Source organism: uncultured Lactobacillus sp., from assembly GCF_947367085.1.
Classification (GTDB): domain Bacteria; phylum Bacillota; class Bacilli; order Lactobacillales; family Lactobacillaceae; genus Lactobacillus.
Genome location: NZ_CANBCP010000031.1, coordinates 1 through 19544, shown reverse-complemented (window position 1 = coordinate 19544; position 19544 = coordinate 1). Strand labels below are relative to the sequence as shown.

At 34.2% G+C, this 19544-nt stretch carries 19 protein-coding genes; 12 read left to right on the top strand and 7 right to left on the bottom strand.

Going from position 1 to position 19544, the window contains the following annotated elements:
- Positions 1-51: 51 nt before the first annotated feature.
- From Q0Y70_RS06330 to tpx, 3 genes are all read right to left on the bottom strand, one after another.
- Complete coding sequence (locus Q0Y70_RS06330; RefSeq protein WP_297818443.1) at positions 52-384, bottom strand: putative quinol monooxygenase; 333 nt, start codon at positions 382-384, stop codon at positions 52-54.
- 12 nt (positions 385-396) lie between these two features.
- On the bottom strand, positions 397-804 hold the full coding sequence (locus Q0Y70_RS06325) for a MerR family transcriptional regulator (protein ID WP_297818435.1): 408 nt from the start codon (positions 802-804) through the stop codon (positions 397-399).
- A 406-nt stretch (positions 805-1210) separates the two neighbouring features.
- On the bottom strand, positions 1211-1705 hold the full coding sequence (gene tpx / locus Q0Y70_RS06320) for a thiol peroxidase (RefSeq protein WP_297818425.1): 495 nt from the start codon (positions 1703-1705) through the stop codon (positions 1211-1213).
- A gap of 200 nt (positions 1706-1905) precedes the next feature.
- On the opposite strand from tpx, the gene Q0Y70_RS06315 reads away from it, so the two are divergent.
- From Q0Y70_RS06315 to Q0Y70_RS06280, 8 genes are all read left to right on the top strand, one after another.
- Complete coding sequence (locus tag Q0Y70_RS06315; RefSeq protein WP_297818420.1) at positions 1906-2340, top strand: MarR family winged helix-turn-helix transcriptional regulator; 435 nt, start codon at positions 1906-1908, stop codon at positions 2338-2340.
- A 93-nt stretch (positions 2341-2433) separates the two neighbouring features.
- Positions 2434-4200 carry an ABC transporter ATP-binding protein gene (locus tag Q0Y70_RS06310; RefSeq protein ID WP_297818417.1) on the top strand — a complete coding sequence of 589 codons (1767 nt, stop codon included), beginning with the start codon at positions 2434-2436 and terminating at the stop codon, positions 4198-4200.
- Between the two features lie 125 nt (positions 4201-4325).
- Positions 4326-5018, top strand: a complete 693-nt coding sequence (locus Q0Y70_RS06305; protein ID WP_297818414.1) for a TMEM175 family protein — start codon at positions 4326-4328, stop codon at positions 5016-5018.
- Positions 5019-5151: 133 nt separating this feature from the next.
- Positions 5152-5973 carry an aldo/keto reductase gene (locus tag Q0Y70_RS06300; RefSeq protein ID WP_297818411.1) on the top strand — a complete coding sequence of 274 codons (822 nt, stop codon included), beginning with the start codon at positions 5152-5154 and terminating at the stop codon, positions 5971-5973.
- A gap of 165 nt (positions 5974-6138) precedes the next feature.
- Positions 6139-9582 carry a type I pullulanase gene (pulA, locus tag Q0Y70_RS06295; protein ID WP_297818408.1) on the top strand — a complete coding sequence of 1148 codons (3444 nt, stop codon included), beginning with the start codon at positions 6139-6141 and terminating at the stop codon, positions 9580-9582.
- Between the two features lie 132 nt (positions 9583-9714).
- Positions 9715-9948, top strand: coding sequence for a hypothetical protein (locus tag Q0Y70_RS06290; protein ID WP_297818404.1), 234 nt, complete (start codon positions 9715-9717; stop codon positions 9946-9948).
- Between the two features lie 74 nt (positions 9949-10022).
- Positions 10023-10166 (top strand): hypothetical protein, encoded by a 144-nt coding sequence (locus tag Q0Y70_RS06285; protein ID WP_297818401.1) that lies wholly within the window; start codon positions 10023-10025, stop codon positions 10164-10166.
- A gap of 143 nt (positions 10167-10309) precedes the next feature.
- Complete coding sequence (locus Q0Y70_RS06280) at positions 10310-11056, top strand: hypothetical protein (RefSeq protein ID WP_297818398.1); 747 nt, start codon at positions 10310-10312, stop codon at positions 11054-11056.
- A gap of 6 nt (positions 11057-11062) precedes the next feature.
- On the opposite strand, the gene Q0Y70_RS06275 is transcribed toward Q0Y70_RS06280, so the two are convergent.
- The gene (locus tag Q0Y70_RS06275; protein ID WP_297818391.1) at positions 11063-12289 is read right to left on the bottom strand and encodes a metallophosphoesterase; all 1227 of its coding nucleotides are present in this window, start codon (positions 12287-12289) and stop codon (positions 11063-11065) included.
- A gap of 159 nt (positions 12290-12448) precedes the next feature.
- The gene (locus Q0Y70_RS06270; RefSeq protein WP_297818384.1) at positions 12449-14197 is read right to left on the bottom strand and encodes an oligopeptide ABC transporter substrate-binding protein; all 1749 of its coding nucleotides are present in this window, start codon (positions 14195-14197) and stop codon (positions 12449-12451) included.
- A 471-nt stretch (positions 14198-14668) separates the two neighbouring features.
- Here Q0Y70_RS06270 and Q0Y70_RS06265 point away from each other — a divergent pair, with 471 nt between their 5' ends.
- The 4 genes from Q0Y70_RS06265 (at position 14669) to Q0Y70_RS06250 (ending at position 18184) form a co-directional block, all read left to right on the top strand.
- Positions 14669-15214 carry a flavodoxin family protein gene (locus Q0Y70_RS06265; RefSeq protein WP_297818374.1) on the top strand — a complete coding sequence of 182 codons (546 nt, stop codon included), beginning with the start codon at positions 14669-14671 and terminating at the stop codon, positions 15212-15214.
- Between the two features lie 3 nt (positions 15215-15217).
- Complete coding sequence (locus tag Q0Y70_RS06260; RefSeq protein WP_297818368.1) at positions 15218-16237, top strand: alcohol dehydrogenase catalytic domain-containing protein; 1020 nt, start codon at positions 15218-15220, stop codon at positions 16235-16237.
- A 114-nt stretch (positions 16238-16351) separates the two neighbouring features.
- A complete protein-coding gene (locus tag Q0Y70_RS06255) occupies positions 16352-16909 on the top strand; it encodes a metal-dependent hydrolase (protein ID WP_297818365.1) in 558 nt (185 codons plus the stop codon).
- A 15-nt stretch (positions 16910-16924) separates the two neighbouring features.
- Positions 16925-18184 (top strand): replication-associated recombination protein A, encoded by a 1260-nt coding sequence (locus Q0Y70_RS06250; RefSeq protein ID WP_297818361.1) that lies wholly within the window; start codon positions 16925-16927, stop codon positions 18182-18184.
- Between the two features lie 83 nt (positions 18185-18267).
- On the opposite strand, the gene Q0Y70_RS06245 is transcribed toward Q0Y70_RS06250, so the two are convergent.
- Entirely contained in the window at positions 18268-19131 is an 864-nt protein-coding gene (locus tag Q0Y70_RS06245) for a LysR family transcriptional regulator (RefSeq protein WP_297818353.1), read from the bottom strand.
- Positions 19132-19164: 33 nt separating this feature from the next.
- On the bottom strand, positions 19165-19544 hold a 380-nt coding region (locus tag Q0Y70_RS06240; RefSeq protein ID WP_297818349.1), incomplete at its 5' end, for a TetR/AcrR family transcriptional regulator.

Here is a 19544-nt window from a genome sequence, read left to right as displayed (position 1 = left end):
CAAAAAAGCACCTCTAAGAATAGGGGTACGTTCAAAATTGTTTTAAATTTATTATTTTCGAATGAATTTTTGATCACTACTTGGAATACCATTTTTATCAGAAATGTAGCGTTCTACGCGCATATGAAGATCGTATTTTTTACGTAGGTCTGCCAATTCTTGCATCATTGGTAAAGCATGATGAGCATCAAGTGACTCTTGATTTTTCCAGCTATCAATTAGCAAAATAGTTTCAGGATCATCTAATAGAATAAAGTAATCATACTTTTCATTTCCCAGTTCTTTTCGAATGCGATCAGCTACGCCACTACTTTCCATTTCTTCGGCAAATTTACGTGCACTTCCATTTTTACCAGTATAGTAAAGATTAACTGTTAATGACATATCTATTCCTCCTTAATCATCTTTAATTTTATATTCTTCAAAATATGATTTACCTTTTTTTATTTTGCCAGTTTCATAGAGAGAGATTTTATGCTTTAAGCGATTAATCGAACGGTTTAAGTTGAATTTTTTCTCTTCTAATAAAGATAATTGTTCGCGCAGTAGTGCTTCTCGTGCTTCAAGAGTAGAATCGCCTTTTTCAAGCATTTGTGCATAATCAATTAGTGCTTCGATAGTTACGCCTGAATGACGCAAACAAACAATCATTTCAATCCAGTCTTGCATCCCCTCAGTATAATAACGATTTCCATTTTTCTTTCTCGGAACGTGGGGGATTAAACCAATTCTTTCATAATAACGAAGTGTATCTGAACTGATATCATATTTTTTACTTACGGCAGTAATTGTTAAATCAGGCATAGGAGTTCCTTTATTCACGCATGTCTTGTTCCCAGCTATCAATTGTATTAACGCCGGCTTTATCAGCAACTGTTTCTAGTTTTTTGATTTCATCTGAGGTTAGAGTGCTTGTGATAACTTTTGCTGCATCATCAACATGTTTAGCACTAGTTACGGTAGAACACCCTTAGTAACAGCCATTATCACCCCAGGCCCAAGTTCCTAAAACAATTTTTGCTTCTTTAGTCATTTTACATATCCTTTCACTTATTAAGTTGTTTTTATGTAGTAAGTTTAATACTTGGAGTTTACTTCAAGTCAACTAATAATTTTTTACGAAGTAATCAAAAAAGTGTTTACTATCAAGTTTTAACTAAGTTAGTAAACACTTTTTATTGACTTAAATATATAGGCTCATCTAATAATCTTAACGTAATTGTTTTAATTCGTTTAATACTGCATCATAATTTGGTTCATGGGTAATTTCTTCAACTAATTCACGATATAAGATTTTACCATTGGGGTCAAGAACCCATACAGAGCGAGCAAGAATACCAGATTCTGGAATTAGTAAACCAGTTGCTTTACCAAATGATAAATTTTTATCAGACATCAATTCCATATTTTTAACATCTTCAGCAGCACACCATTTTTGCTGATCAGCAATAGTGTTAGTTGAAATTGTTAAAAAGTTTACTTTAGGATATTGATCCATTTTCTTATTGAAAGTTTTGGTTTGGATACTGCAAACAGGGGTATTAATATCTGGTACTACACTGATTAGAGTTATCTTGCCTGATAGGTCATTTTTAGTAACTTCTTGATTATCTTTGTTCAAAACTGTAAAGTCAGGCATCTGTTGACCGACTTTTGGTGGAGTGCTTAGTAATTTGACTTCTTTGCCTTTAAATGTAACCATCATTTTTTCTCCTTCTTGCTATCTATTTTTATCCTAAATATAGCAAATTATGGAGCTGATTTTAAATATTTGGCTTCAAGAATCATATTTAACACAAGCGAAGCTATCAAAACCGTATTTTATACTTCTTTTCTTTTTAGTATCGTTGCCTTATAATTAGGTATCTAATAGTAAAATAACTAACAATCAAGTGAGGGACAACTATGACAAGCAAAATAGAAAAATTCAGACAGATGGGAGACTTATTGCGTTTTTATTTTGTCTTCTCAAGAAGATTTTATGGTGAAGAGGTTAAACTAACTAGCCTCACACCCCAGCAAGGTCGTACTCTGATGTATATTGAAGATCATCCTGGTGTTATTCAAAGACAACTCGCAGACACTTTTCATTTGCGAAATGCGAGTGTAACCAATATGCTTAAAAATCTTGAACGCGATGGGTATCTTGAGCGTAAGCAAGATCCTAAGTCAGCAAGAATAAAAAGACTTTATTTGACAGATGCTGGTAAACAAGAAGTTATCAAAATGAAAAAGAGTTTTGATAAAATTCTACGAAAATTATCAGCCCGAGTTGATGAAAGCTTATTAGATCAATTAATTCCATTACTTCAAGAGTTCAATAAACAGATCCAAAAATAATTTGATTAGCTACTTGACAGTTAGACACCTAAATGTTTAAATATAATTCGTTGTTAATTATTAGATACCTAACTGTTAAGGGGGGGAATCAAAATGGGTGGAGGAAGACCAGGACCAGGAGGTCCACGCGTTGAAAAAGGACGAAACAATTTTAGCTTTAGTGACTTTTTCAAATTAATTAATCAAGTTCATCCCAAATACTGGCAATTAATTGTTGGGATTCTTGCCGGCTTGATTGGGACTGGAGCGAACTTAATCGTTCCTCAATTTGCACAACGTTTGATTAATGGCTTTAAGCATCTAAATATCAATTTAGTTGTTCTAACTGGAGTAGTATTTGTTGGTGGCGTCTTAATTAGTGCCGTTTCCGGCTATATTCTTGGGGTATTTGGAGAACATGTTGTTTCTAAGTTACGTAAGAAATTATGGTCAAAATTATTGAAGATGCCGGTTAAGTATTTTGATAATACTCAAACAGGTGAAATTGCTTCACGACTTGTTAATGATACGTCACAAGTTAAGAATTTACTTGCTAATACTTTGCCAACTGCCATTACTTCGCTACTTCAATTTTTTGGAGCAATGGTTATTATGTTTATGATGGACTGGCAAATGACCTTAATTATGTTATTGGCGGTTCCACTGGTGATTTTTGCATTGTTACCGTTTATGAAGTTATCAGGTAGAATTGGCCGAGCACGTCAAGATGAGCTTGCTAACTTTTCTAGTGATTCAACTAATGTGTTAAGCGAAATTCGTTTGGTTAAGTCAAGTGATTCTGAAAGTAAAGAACGGGCTACTGGTTTTAAGAGAATTGATAATCTTTATTCAATAGGGGTAAAAGAATCTTGGATTAATTCTTTGATGCAACCTATTTCTAATATGTTAATGATGATCTTAGTAATTGGTATCTTAATGTATGGTGGAATTAGGGTGATGAACGGCTCATTAAGTATGGGTGCACTCATTTCATTTTTAATGTACTTATTCCAATTGATGGGTCCAGTAATTATGATCAGTCAGTTCTTTAACGAATTATCTAAGACATCAGGTTCAACAGAACGTATTGGCGAAATGCTTGACGAACCTGAAGAAAAATCAGCAGATAATCAAAAAGTTAATATTGCAAATAAAGAATTGCAATTACACAACGTTGATTTTTCCTATGAGAAAGGTAAGCAAATCTTACACGACATTAATATTTTGGCTAAACCAAATAGTGTCGTTGCCTTTGCAGGACCATCAGGTGGAGGTAAATCGACAATCTTTTCACTAATTGAACGTTTCTATCAACCAACTTCAGGTGAGATTACTATTGGTGGTCAAAATATTGAAGATATTGACTTAACTGATTGGCGTCAGCAAATTGGACTTGTGGGTCAAAACTCAGCAGTTATGCCAGGTACTATTCGTGAAAACTTAGTTTATGGTTTGGATCGCGAAGTTAATGACGACGAACTATGGCGTGTCTTAAAGATGGCTTATGCTGATAAATTTGTTAAAGAATCTGAAGATGGTCTCGAAACTCAAATTGGTGAACGAGGGGTAAAACTTTCAGGTGGACAAAGACAGAGAATTGCGATTGCACGTGCATTCTTGCGTGATCCAAAGATCTTAATGCTTGATGAAGCCACTGCGAGTCTAGATTCTGAATCTGAAGCTATGGTGCAAAAAGCCCTAGGTAGTTTAATGACGAACCGAATGACATTAGTAATTGCCCACCGTTTAAGTACAATTGTTGATGCCGACCGAATCTACTTTATTGATCATGGAACTGTTTCGGGTTCAGGGACGCATGAAGAATTAATCAAGTCCACACCACTTTATGCTGAATATGTTCATAATCAATTTAAAAAATAATATAATAGAAAGAAGTGATCTTAAAATGATGAATCAAATCATTGGAATCACGGCTTTATTAATAATTTTGATGCTGTTGTTAATTGATCAGCCAAAAGCATATGCAGTAAAGAAAGAAAATAAAAATGGATAAATCAAATAAGCATCGCCGACAGCCACCTATTCCAAAAAAGAATAGTGAGAAGAATATGGCTATTTATGAGAAGTTTAAAAATGAGCCAGAGCTTCTTTATTCACATTTGATGGAATTAAATACTGGTGTCTTGGCAATTATCATGACGATCATTGTTTTAGAAATTCAACCACCTGTGAATATGGCGCACTATACGGAATTTTTGCATGATATTGGGATATTTTTTATTACCTTTTTGATCATTGGGAAATTCTGGTACGATCTCCACAATATTTACGCTTTTCAGATTTATCGACCTGGAAAGAGCATAGCAGTTGTTGATTTGCTTTTGCTAGCATCGCTTTCATTAATGCCGGTAATGGCAAAATGGGTAATGCTTAAGCCGAGTTCACTCTCCATAGTTAATTATGGTGTCGTCTTCTTAGTTGCTAATTTATTTGTAGCAGGTCTACAGATTTTAGGCTTTAAAAAAACGTTTGAAATTGATTCTAAGACAACAGCTAAATTTACTATTTTACGTACATGCGTTACCATCTTATTTAATCTTATTTTGATCGGCTTATCTTTTGTTAATCCATACTTATCGATGTTTCTATATTTAGGATTTCCAATTGTAAGTTTCTTAGTATCGATGGGTCCGCAAAAAAGAATAAGACCAGATGAAGATCACGAATCAACTAAATAAAAATCGAGGAGTTGCTTGAATTAGCAGCTCTTTTTTATACCTTAATTTAAGAAAAGACTTTTATATCAATAAAATTTGAAGTTTGTTATATCATTATCAATGAAAGATAATATTTTATTATAAAGAGGCAATTATGAAAGAGTTAACATTAAACAATGGTGTGAAAATTCCAATTTTAGGCTTTGGAACTTTTGAAATTAGTCCTGCTCAAACTAAACAATCAGTTTTATCAGCTTTAGAAGATGGGTATCGTTTAATTGATACTGCTCAATATTATCAAAATGAAGAACAAGTTGGTGAAGCAGTTAGGGAAAGTAAGTTGAAGCGTGATGAAGTCTTTATTACGACTAAGACAATGACAGATGGCTATGAAGCTACTAAAGCAGGCTTAGATGAATCTTTGAGAAGAAGTGGACTGGATTATTTTGATTTAGTCCTAATTCATTGGCCAATGGGGCATGATTTGGATACTTGGCGTGCACTCGAGGAAGCCTATCAAGCTGGTAAAGCACGTGCGATTGGAATTAGTAATTTTAACAGTAGACAAACATTAGAACTGATCAATCAGGGGCAAGTACGGCCAATGGTTGATCAAATTGAAACTCATATGTTTTTACAACAATGGAAGATGCATGAGTTTTTAGAAAAAGAAGGAATAATTCATGAAAGTTATAGTCCGTTAGGTAACGGTCAGCAGAATTTAATGAGTAATCTAGTTTTACAAGAAATTGGATCAAAATATGGTAAATCTCCAATTCAAGTAATCTTACGATATTTAATCCAAAATAATATTATGACGATTCCGCGGTCAACTAATCCTGAGCATATTAAGTCAAATATCGATATTTTTGACTTTGAATTAGGTGAAGATGATTTGAAGAAATTGCGTAAGTTAGATCAACGCAAGCCAATAGATGGCTGGCCAGCTGAAATGCGAGAAGATGAAGATTACTAATTTTTGAAAAGTTAATAATGGCGTCTAAAAGATTTGATTTTGAGGTTTGCTCAGAATTAAATCTTTTTTTATTTAAATTTGTTAGCGGTAACACTGGAAAAGTTGATTGTCAATGTAAACGCTTTCTGATAAACTGAAATTAATTTCTTTTGGAGGATAAGAATAATGAAGACATCAAAACATTATCGAACTTTTAAACAAGTATTTATCTGTGCTGGGGCTATCTTAGGAGTTAGTTTGGCTTTAAATACAAACAAGGTTCAAGCAGCGCAAGAGCAAACTAATAATCAGCTTACTAATATTCAACAAAACAAAAGACCAGACCCAACTGACTTAACATCTCAACAAGATTCCACAAAAGTAGTGGTTCATTATGATGGTAATGGAGAAAAATGGAAGCCATATATTTGGCTATTAAAGCCAAGTGGTAGTGGTGATCAATATGAATGGACTGGTAAGAATAATAATGGTTATTATCTTAATCTTGATTTGAAAGGAAATATTCAAGAAGTCGGAATTTTAATCAAGGATAAAAATTCCTGGGATAAAGATGGTGCAGGTCAAGATCGAAAGGTCAAAGTTGATAATAATGGAAAAGCTGAGGTCTGGTATAAAGCTGGAAGTGATGACGAGCAAACAGCTAACTATCAGACAAAAGCAGCTGATGTAAACTTGCATTATTATGGAAACAAACAAGCAAAACAAATTTCCTATTGGACTAATACCGATCTGAATAAAAAAACAGCTGACTTAAATAATCAAGAAACAAATTTCAAGATTTCTTCTGAAAAGGACTTTAATAAGATTTTTGTTTCACCAATTGGTAGTGATGAAATAACACGTAGCTTCACGGTCTTACCTGGCAACAAAACTAATATTTATCTTACAAGTGGTGATTCGACAGCTTATTACACTAAAAGTTTTGCACTAACCAAAGACAGCATTAGTCAAGCTGCAATGGATACAAGTAACACATTGACAATTGAAACGGGAAAAGCTATGACGCCAAAAGAAGCAAAAGAGCAATTACACATTAAAGATAATGAAATCAAAGAAGTTGAAGCCTTAAATCCAGATCAAGATGGTAAAAGTAAGAATTTTAAAGTTACAACTCAAAAAGACCTAAGTATCTTTGACAATAATCAAATTGGTTTGGGAGATAACTTTAAAGCAATCGATAGTGGTAATTATATTCGTTCTACTGAATTTGATAAAAAATATTACTATGATGGTGATGATTTAGGGGTTCAATACATGGACCATAAAACGCAAATTAAGTTATGGGCACCAACTGCAAAATCAGTTGATTTGAACTTATATGATTCTTGGAAAGATGATGCTAAGGCTAATAGAACTGTCGCTATGACACGCCAAGATAAAGGTGTATGGAGTGCAGTTTTAGAGGATCGTGATTATAAGAACTGGGCTTATGATTTTACACTTACTTTTGCCAATGGCATGGTAAATCAGACTAATGATCCTTATTCTAAGGAAGTTACGATTAATGGCGATCGCAGCGTTATTGATGATTACGATGCAATTAAGCCGGCCGGCTTTTCCAGATTGCCAAGTTTTTCAAAGCCAACAGATGCGATTATCTATGAAACAAGTATCCGAGACTTTACAAGTGATCCTAATTCAGGTATTAAAAATCGCGGTAAATATCTAGGAATGATTGAATCGGCAAAGACTACGTCTGGACAAGTGACAGGCTTAGATTACTTAAAATCTCTGGGAATCACACATGTACAATTAATGCCGATGTTTGATTTTGCAAGTATTGATGAAAAAGATCCACAAAATACTTATAACTGGGGCTATGACCCTAAGAATTACAATGTACCAGAGGGAACTTTTGCCACTGACGCCGAAGATCCTAAAGTTCGCATCATGGAAATGAAGCAGATGATTGATGGACTTCATAAGGCAGGCTTACGTGTAAACATGGATGTTGTTTATAACCACGTTTTTGATCGTGAAAAACAAGCTTTATATAAGACTGTGCCAGGTTATTATTTTCAATATGATAAGGACGGTCATACTACTAACGGTACGGGATGTGGTAACGATGTTGCTAGTGAACGTAAGATGGTACGTAAATATATCGTTGATTCAGTCAAATATTGGGCTAAGAACTATAATCTAGACGGTTTTCGCTTCGATTTAATGGGTATTTTAGATATTGATACAATGAATGAAATTAGAAACGAATTAAATAAAATTGATCCAAGTATTATGGTTTACGGCGAAGGCTGGAGCATGAGACAAACCAATCAAGATCAAGCTGCTGATCAACGTCATGCTAATTTGGTAAATAAATCTGTTGGTTATTTTTCAGATGATATCCGTAATGCAATCAAAGGGGCTGAGTTTGGGGGCTTATCGAAAGGATTAGTTGAAGGAAATGGACAAGAGAAAAACTATAGTGAAGACGCCGAAAAGTTCGTAGCTGGCTTTTTGGGAGGACAAGGTTATCGCAACTTTGATCCGTCGCATCCTTACCAAGCACCAGAACAAACAATCAACTATGTAGCTTGCCATGATAATCGAACTTTGTATGATATGTTGACAGCCCTCTTACCAAATGAAAGTAAAGAAAATATCGTTAAACGCGATAAGTTAGCTACTTCAATGGCACTGCTTGCTCAAGGAGTTCCCTTCATTCATTCTGGACAAGAAAGCTTGAGAACAAAGAATGGTAATGAAAATAGTTATAATTCCCCAATCGAAGAAAATCAAATTAACTGGAATAGAGTTAAAGACAATGAAGAACTAGTAAATTATGTCAAGGAATTGATCAACTTGCGGAAGAGTCAAGCTGTCTTTAGACAAAATGACTATCCAGCAATCAATAAGAGTGTAAAAGTTATTGATGATGGTAAAGATGGAGTTTTTGCTTTTGAATACAATAATTCTGGTAAAAAAATCTATGTTGTCTTTAACGTAAAGAATCAGGCTTCTCAGTTAAAGCAAGTTGATTTGACTCAAGCTAAAAAATTGCTCGATAGTGAAGAAAGAACCCTTTTAAGTTCTACAACTACTTTATTGCCGCTAAGTACATTAGTAGTTGAACTCAGTGAATCTAAGAATCCAGATAATATCATTTCAGATGATAAAGTGAGCCAAGATGACCAGATAAAGCAGAATTCTGAATTAGACGAAACTCCTATCTCAGGAATATTAACTGTGGTTTATACAGGAAAAGGTAAAGTTAGATTAACTGACCAAAATGGCCAATACCTGAGTGATATTAAGACTACTTTTGTAGCAAATAAAGTACGTTATAAGATTTTTGCTAAGAAGATAATTAATGGAGAAGTTTATTATCGTATTGGAAATCAAAATCAGTGGATTTGCGCTCGTTATATTCAATTAGAAGATCAAGAAAAACCAATGCAAGCCATTTTACAGGTGGTTTATAAAGGAAAAGGAAGAGTAAAGCTTGTCGATGCACAAGGTAAATATCTTTCTGACAAAGATAGTACTTTTGTAGAAGATGGTGCTAGATATAAAGTGTGGGCTCAAAAGAATATTGGTAAATTACGTTACTATCGTATTGGAAATCAAAATCAATGGATTCCGGCCCATTATGCAAAGATAATTAAGTAAGAATTTTCTATAATTCAAATATGATCTTTCTGTTATTGCAAGGCAGAATCTGTCTCTATTTTACTGGGAGACTTGCAAAAAAGTTACCTCCGAGTATAAAATAACTATAAATAAGTAAGTGGAGGCATGATTGTGACAGCTAATGAAAAAATTATTGCACTTGTAAAACCAGAATATTTAGAAAAGATTCCTAAGATCTTTAGAAAACATGCGACCGAAGGAACTTGTAAATTGATTGCAAGAGAGCATGTAGATTTATATAAAGTGTTTGAAAATGGAGAACCAACTGCTGAGCAAAAGCAAGAAATGACAGACTTAGTGAATGGCATTTTTGAACAGAGAATGAAAAAGCATAATTTTTTATAAAAAAAGTAACCCCTGAAATTTGTTCAACAGTTTCAGGGGTTATTTCATATAATTATTATGGTAATGAGCATGTTTTGTTTGGAACTGACGCGCCATTTGGTCTAGCACCAGCGGAAGCCACACAATTAGTTGAAGATGCAATAGATAAAACAGGAATCGGGCAAAAAGGACTCGAAAAGATTTATTATCGAAATTTTGAAAATGTTATAACGGATTAAATAATGTATATAGAGCAGAGAAACAAGAGCAGATTGTTTCTTTGCTTTTTTGAATTAGGATTATCTATAAGACTAAAACTTTTGCCATACTAGGGTTTATAATATGTGTAAACGGATACATATTAATAAATGAGGAATAGATCATGGATAAATCGCACTCTTCCTTATTAAAAGGAATCAGATTTACTCAAGAATTGGGTCAAAAAGTTGAGATCTCAGAAAATGATTTCAACTTGCTCAAAGACGGCAAGCTTTATTTAGCTTTTAACAAACAAAAACGACTAGATGAATATCTGAATTTAAACTCAAAAGAATTAACTCATCCTAACACGATTGCTATTGGCAGACAACCCAGAATTAGTCATGTTATCTGGGGAATCTTAGCTGTCGTTTTTGTATCATTATTATTTACTGGTTTTGGTTATCAACCTTGGTGGATATTTTTGCTTGTTTTAGTTATTGGTCTATTAATTACATTGCCTGTATGTTTTAGGGATAAGTATTGGCTGATGAATAATTCAGATATTTCTATTTATTCATACAGTCAAAATGGTATTGTAAAATTATTGCAGCTTCTTAAGCTTAGAAAAAAGTCAGAAAAGACGATTAAGTATAGTCAGATCCAAGAAGCTGAGGTTATTTATATTAAAATTCCTAGAATTAGTCCTTTTAATTTTAATCCTGATACTTTGGCAATCTTCCTAACTTTAAATGATGGCAAAAGAGTTAAATTGAATTTGGATCATATAACGTTTAATGAGCTACAAGCAATCTATCAAATATTGAATTTTAATAACATAAATGTATTTGATAGACAAAAAGTTTTGACGACTTTAGGTAACAATGAGAATTTATTCGATCATTTTCATCAAAAGTGGGCGGCTGTATAGTTTAATTTAAAGTTTCAATTCAAGATAGTTACTTTCATGTTTAATTTCTAATAATGAATCAATATAAGGTTTTAGCTCAGTAAGATGCTGCGATAAAAGCGTGTAAGCTCTTGAAGTTAAAATCTTTTTCTTTTGTTCAGGTGTATAGTAGCTTTTGCCGATAAAGAAATTCCAATTTAATTTGTTAGTGAAGTTGATGATGTCCCAATAATCTTGTTGATTGGAGAAGTCCTTCTTAAAATGACGTAGCTGTTGTTCATTAGTTTTGAAGAAACGTAATTTTAGGTATTGATGAAAATTATTTGGCACAATACTTTTTTCAGCATCATTAATATATTTTTTGTAATTGAAACTCTTTTTGGCATATTGCAGCTTATTGTTGTGTAGTGTAATTACACCATAGCCTTGGTCACACATGCAAAAACAAGAACTAGCAATATCATAGCTAGGACACTGATTTTGAGGACTCGCAATGTTTTGAGCATGAATATGACCAGTAAAGACAGCCTTTACCTTATACTTAGTAAATAAAGTTTGAAGTTCGTTAGCGTTTTCTAAAGTAAAGCCCTCATGGATAACGGTGTTATGATTATATAAATTATGATGCATAAAAAATAAGACAGATTGCCTATTATCTTGGGCTTCTTGAAGTTGAGACTCGATCCAAGCTAACTCAGTTTTAGAAATTTCACCTTTTGTAATTGGACTTACAAGTGAGGTAGTTAACGGATAGATGTTTGAATCAGCGAAAATAAGTCGATATTTTTGATTAAGGATAACACTGTAAGCCAATGAAGAAGAATCAATACTTTGGGCTTTTTGATATGAAAAGTTAAAAATTTCTTGCCATTGCTGAGGACTAATTTGATCTACTCGATTTTGTTGGTTATTTTCGAATTTTCTTGCCCAGCCATCGTTAATATCATGATTACCAGCTACTGGATAGAAAGCAATCTTGTTTTTAATTAGTGGGCGAAAAATTTCAGCTAGTTTTTTGGCAGATTCGTGTTCACCGTTAAAAGTCAGATCGCCAGTAATTATAACTGCATCGGGTTTATCATGAATTATTTTTCTAACAAAAGCTTTCAACATAATTTCTTGATAATCTAAATCTTTACCTGCACTGGTATCACGCATTTTTTGAAAAGCAGACCCAGAGTCATGTAGCGAGTCAGCTATTAAATGAGTATCTGAAAGAAGATATATTTTTGATAGAGATGAGTTTTTATTCATTTTGGTCCTTTCATAATTATATATTTCATGATAAATCAAGAAATTGAAGAGAGTGTGAAGACGATAAACAATTGTCTGTATTGTCTGCCAAAAAAAGAAAAACTGCTTCAAAAGTGAAGCAGTTTAGAATTAGGATAAGTTGATAAGTAGATAAGGAAATTATTTAGCAAATCCGGCTTCATACCAAACATTTGCTGAAGGTCGGTAGGACCAACCTGTGATGTTTTTATTTAAGGCTTGAACATCATAAAAGCCGCTAACTGGGACAACATAGGCGTTTTTGTACATCCATTTTTGCCACTCATGCATCTTTTTAACACGATATTTTTGATCAAACGCTTTTTGTGAATCGATTTCTTCTAATAGTTTATTATTTTGAGGGGAAACAAAACGAGAGAAATTATATGGCATTCTTTCACCATAAAATGGAGCAGGAGATGGGTCACCAGCTGGTTCCCACCCGCCTTCTAAAACATCGATCTTGGGATCACTAGCTTTAACTGCATCAACCCAATGATTGAATTCCATTGGACGTCCACCAACGAATTTCACATTTAATCCGACTTTTTTCCATTGCTGGATATAGTTAGTCCAGACCGCTTCGGCATTACTACCCGACGCGCGAACTGCCAAATTAATTACTAATTTTTTACCATTTGGTTGAACACGATAAGTTCCTTTTTTCTTATAGCCAGCCTTATCAAGGAGTTCATTAGCTTTTTTCAAATTATAAGAGTAATAAGGTAAAGATTGATCGGAATACTGGCCGAATTGTTGGGGAATTAGAGAACGAACTCTAAATTTCAATCTATGGAAATAACGTTCATTGATGACGTCACTGTTCATGGCATACATCATCGCTTTTCGTAGAGCAGGATTATTCATTTTGGCATGGGGATCTTCGACATTTTTGCCCAACTTGTTGTCCCATTTACCAACTTTGAAGGCCACATATCCATATTGATTTGATTTTTTGCCAATGAAATTAACTCCTTTGGTATTTTTTACTTGAGGATATTGTGAGTTAATTACGCCAGCAACATCAAATTTACGGCTTCGGATTGCCTGAGAGACATTAGACGTGTTAATGTTAGACATTTGGATATGCGCAAAATTAGGTTCTCCACGCCAGTAATATGGGTTACGTGACCAGCTAGTCGATTGGCCTTGAACGGTTTTGTCCATTTTATATGGTCCAAAAAAGAGTGGGTGTTTACGAACTTTATCACTTGAAACGAGTTTTTCAAAAGGCACGTCTTTCAAATAATGATAAGGGGCAGCATGTTCCCAGAAATAACCGTTGCCAGCATTAAGCATAGCTGGTTTTAGTTCTTTAAAGTGCAAAATCACCACCTTTCCATTAGGGCCGTCTGGCATTTGGATTCCAGAAATTTCCTTTGCTTTTCCTTGGTGATATTCTGCCATTCCTTTGATATTTTCAAAAGAAGACAAATACTGAGTAGTTTGAACTTTAGGATTGGCTAAAATTTCGTAAGAATATTCCACATCCTTGGCTGTTAGCGGTTTGCCATCTGACCAGCGGACATTATTTTTGATTTTAATAGTAGCGCTATTGTCTTTATGATTAAGTTTAATGGTTGCTGCACCTTTATTATTGAATTTGTAATGATCATCAGCTCCAAATAAGCCTTCTTGCCCAGGTGAAGCAGCCTCAATATCAGGACTGGTATCTGCTAGTTCTGATAAGAAAATTCCAGTAAAAGGGGAATTATTTTCTAGAGCATAAGTTAATGTACCTCCTTTTTTAATTGGCTTTTTAGGAGTGGATTCACTGAATTTGAGATCAGAATCTTTTAAAGTTGCTGCTTTATTACCGCAGGCAGCTAGACTCAACGAACTCAATGTAACTAAAGTGAGAGAGAGTAGCTTGGATTTTGACATCTTCATAAAAATTCTCCTTTCGTCGTTAATCCAATAACAGCTATATATAAAAAACGTCCTGTTCAGATGACTCTGAATAGGGCGCTTTTTGCGCGGTACCACCTATTTTTACTAAAAACTAGTATCTTAAAACGTACAGTTGATATAAACGATACGTTGTAGCTATAGAGGGCTGTCCCTGAAATTGCTTTTGATTACAGTTTCTAGCTCAAAGATGATATTTAGTAAAATATTCATAGCCTTTCTCAGCGTATAAGGCTTCTCTGTAACGAATTAAGATTACTAACTTTCTTATCAAAGCTGTCTGTTAATAAGTTTGTGATCATAATAATACACTCTTAAATTTACTAAACAATAAGTAAAATAGTAAAATAGATAGTATAAATTAAATTTAAGCTAGCATTCAAAATAGTAAATTTTCTCAAGATTAAGTACTAGCTATAATTAGTTTGTAAATTAAATCAGGGAGTGAAGAAAGTGACAAAAATAGTAATTCTAACTGGCAGTCCGCATACTCCAGGAACATCTCAACTTTTAGCTGATAAATTTGAAAAAGGTGCACGCTTAAATGATAACCAAGTCTATCGATATGATGCCGGGCTTCAAGGTAATAATTCGCCACATTATTTACAATTGGAAGAAGCACCAGGAATGGAAGTTGGTATTCCAGATAATGATCTTATCGAAAAAGAAGTAATACCCAAATTATTAGAAGCTGAAATCGTTGTCTTAGTCTCATCAATGTATTATTTTGGAATTAACGCACAGTTGAAAGCGGTCATTGATCGTTTTTATGATTACAATCATGAATTAAAAGATAAGCATTCAGTAGTCTTGATCTCAGGATATGGAAGTCAAGATGATGTGGCCGCGATAAAACTACATATGAAAAAATTACAAGAATACATGCGTTGGCCGAGTCTAGGAGATATTTATGCAGAGGATTCTTGGAATCAAAAAAAGTTGCAGAAATTTGCACAAAAAGCATATGAGATTGGAAAAAGTATTAAAGGAGAGTATTAAAGGATGAAATACGCTGAATTTGTTGAAGCAGGAGAAATGAAGATTATTGACCGTGATATCCCCAAAATTGAGAAAGATGACGATGTTATCATCAGAGTGATTAGGACAAGTGTATGTGGGTCTGACTTATGGGCATATACTGGAAAAGAAGAACAAGGACACGATAATGATGGTCATGAAGTTATCGGAATTGTTGAAGATACTGGTGACGCAATTACAAGTGTTAAGAAAGGGGACTTTGTAATTGCTCCATTCACACATGGATGTGGTCATTGCCGTACGTGTCAAGCTGGATATGATGGTGTTTGTCAAAGTCATGATTTAGGTGATAACTTTTCAGTTGGTTATCAGGCTCAATATGTTCGTTTTCAACATGGTCAATGGGCTTTAGTGAAAGTACCAGGAAAGCCAAGTGATTATACAGAAGGGATGCTTAAGTCTTTATTAACTTTGGCTGACGTAATGGCTACTGGTTATCACGCTGCTAGAGTGGCTAATGTTCAACCAGGTGACAGTGTTATCGTACTAGGTGATGGGGCAGTTGGCTTGTGCGCTATTATTGCAGCTAAGTTGCGCGGTGCTAAACAAATTATTTCTACCAGTCGTCATACAGATAGAGAAGCCTTAGCTCGTGAATTTGGAGCAACTGATAACGTAGCAGATCGAAGTGAGCAAGGTATCAAGAAGTTAATTGAATTGACTGACGGAGGCGCAGATGCTGTCTTAGAATGCGTGGGTACAGAATTATCTAATAAAGAAGCTGTTCAAGTTGGCCGAGTTGGGTTACCACATGGTGAAGCTCTAAATCTATCAGAAACTTTCTACAAAAATATGTATGTTGCTGGTGGACCTGCTTCAGTGACAACCTATGATAAGGAAATTTTATTAAAAGCGGTTTTGGACAGTCGAATTAATCCAGGAAAAGTATTTACTAAGACATTTAATTTGAATCAGATTGATCAAGCTTACAAGGACATGGCGGATCGTAAGGTTATCAAGTCATATATTAAAATAGATGATTAAATTTAAGATAAATAAAACTTAACTTAACTACTATTGAAAAAGAGCTATTTTTAAAGAAATAGCTCTTTTTGTATGGTACAATGTATCAGAATATATGTTTGGGAGGGAAAGATTGTGCTAACGCGTGCTCATCGATTAACCAGCGTGGCAATTGTTGAATTTGGTTTAATTGCAACTAATCATTTATTTACCAATCCAGTAGCCAATTTTATGTTATTATTTGCGACAGCGGTTGGTGCTTCTTTGCCAGACATCGATGAATATAATAGTTCAGCTAGTAGAAAATCGATCATTAACTTTAGTTTATTTTTACGACATCGCGGAATTACTCATTCTCTGATTGGTTTTCTCGTTTTTGCTGGTGGACTTTATTATTTGATGAATAAATTAATGCCGATTCAATTTAAAAGTTTTACCCTTTTGAATTATTGGACAGCTTTATGGTTGGGGCTAGTAATAGGATATTTTTTACATTTGATTGAGGATAGTTTTAGTCATCAAGGGGTTGACTGGCTTGCACCATTTTTACGATCTAAGAAAAAGCGCATTCTTTTACACTATAAGGTCGGTGGGATTTTTGAACAAATTATCACTCTGATCGCATATGTTAGTATTATATTAATGTCTCTATATTGGGTCTGGAACTTAATTCATTCTCCAGCCAAGATTTAATTTTAGAAGGAAATTATGACTATTAATAAACCATTAGCTGAACGCTTGCGTCCAAACAGCTTAGCTGATTTTATAGGACAAAGTGAGCTTTTAGGAAGCGATAAATCTTTAAGAAGGATAATTGAAAATAAGGTTCCTATTTCTTTAATATTTTGGGGAACGCCAGGAACGGGGAAGACCACTTTAGCTAGGATTGTAGCTAAGGAATATGGCTATGAATTCGAAAGCTTCAATGCTTCAATTGATAATAAGAATAAACTCACAAAAATCATTGAAAAATACCCTGACCAGACTTTTGTTTTACTGATTGATGAAATACACCGGATGACGAAAACTTTGCAGGATTTCTTATTACCGTACTTAGAAGATGGTCACATAATTTTAATTGGTGCTACGACGGAGAATCCAGTTATGTCCCTAGTGCCTGCGGTAAGATCGCGTTGTCAAATTTTTGAATTTAAGCTATTGGCCGAAGATGACGTCGTTACCATTTTAAAAAGAGCAGCACATTTACTTTATGAAAAGTCAGATAAGATTGAAATTGAAGCACTAAAAACTATAGCAATAAGTGCGGATGGTGATGTAAGAATCGCACTCAATATTTTAGAAACACTACATGCTATTGATCAAGACAAATTAAGTAGCGAGCAAGTTAGCAGCTATGCAAAGCAGCAACATTTTGCATATGATCGTAGAGCTACTAAGCATTATGATTATTTGGCTGCATATTCTGATTCGATGGCTGGCTCTGATACTGATGCGGCTTTATATTATTTGGCAGTCTTACTAAAAAATGGCGACCTTGCATCTGTAGTTAGACGGCTGCGTGAAATCCCTTATACTTATATTGGACTAGCTAATCCTCAACAAGTTACTCAGATTGTAGTAGCAGCTAATCAGGCCGAAAAAGTGGGGATGCCTAAAGCAAAATATCCTCTGATGTTTGCGACGATGCTGATGTGCTTATCACCAAAATCTGGTAGTTTTGACGAAATATGGCAAAAATTGGAACAAGATAGCGACCACCCTAGTCAACATCCAATGCCAGCTGGCTTGCGAGATTTTCATTATAAACATGCTAAAGAAATCACTGGTGGAGGATTGTTAAAATCACCTTTTGGTGAACAGTATCAAATTGCTAAACAAAACTATGCTCCTAAGGGTTTAGAAGGAAAAAGATATTATTATGCTAAAGATAATGCTAATGAGAAAAAACTGGAGCAGCAATATTTAAAGCTTCATCGCTATATCTATGGCGATGAATACAAAAGGTGACAGTGTTATCAAATGCTACAAAAAAATACCAATCAAAAGCTAAAACTGCTGGCTGATTGGTATCTAATAGTTAAATAAAAATATTAATCGACTTGAGCGCATTGGTCTTGGAGTTTTTCAATAACTAGCGCGAGGCGATTTTTATTTTGTTTTAAAAATACAGCATAAAATTTTTGAGCCGCAATTGGATCATCTAAAGCTATTGTGACACGGTTGCCTGGTAAATTAAGTCCCCAATTTTTATCAATAGCAGTAAGATTAGTTGTAAAAGATGGCAAAATAGAATAATTTAAAATCTCACTATAAACACGCGCTTCGTTTTGATAGATGATTTTTGCGTCAGGAATTTCTTTTTCATAAATTCTTTGCCAAAAACCAATACTATTTGGACTCATGATACTTTTGCCTCTTAAGTCACTATAGCTAACTGATCCATTTTTTGAAAGAGGATCTGATTGAGGTAAATTTACTGACATGTTTTCAGTTCCTAAATAAATTGAAGTGATATCGCGTTGCTCAATTGGCTTGTTAGTCAAAAAACAAGTAATTTGATCTTCAGCAAGCAATTCTTCGATATTATCTTGAATCAAATTTTCTTTAATGTTCAGATTAGGATCTTTGAGAGCTCGAGCAACAATTAAAGGACCTGGAGCATTGGCGGCGATTGTAATGGTAATTTGATTTTTTTCAAATTGTTTAACCTTGTTAATAAAATTAGTATTGTCATCAAGTAAAATCTTGGCCTGACGAGCTGCGTATTTGCCGGTTTCAGTTAACGAAATCTTGTTTGGTTTACGATCAAAAAGTTTGACGTTCAATTCATCTTCAAGTTTTTTCATTGAATGAGTTAGAGCCGGTTGAGTTAGACCAAGCTCTTGAGCGGTTTTGCCTAAAGTGCCAAGTCGAGCAAAAGTCACCAGTTCTTCAAGCAGATAATTATCAATCATATAATTCAGTCCTAGCTATACTATAAATTAAATTTATTTATCACTAGTTAAACGCAGCAAAGTTTCACGTACTAAACGTGCATCGTAGACAGTAATTCCATTTTTAACAAGCTGAGCATAACCTTGGATAAAGGCCCAGATTTGTAAAAAGAAGTCTTGATCTGATAAGTGCGATTTATTTGCTTGTTTAGATAAGATTGCCATCTTCTTTAAGAGGGGAAATTCAGTAAGATTGATATCTTTGTTAATTAAAGAAGTATTACTGTTAAAGAATAAGAAATCCATAATTTGAGGATGACTTTGAGTTTGATGAACAAAGTAATTTGCAATAATCAAAATTTGATCGAAAGCTGATTGATACTCCATTAATTTAAGATGCTGCATAAATTTTTCAGATAAATCGATTGAAACCT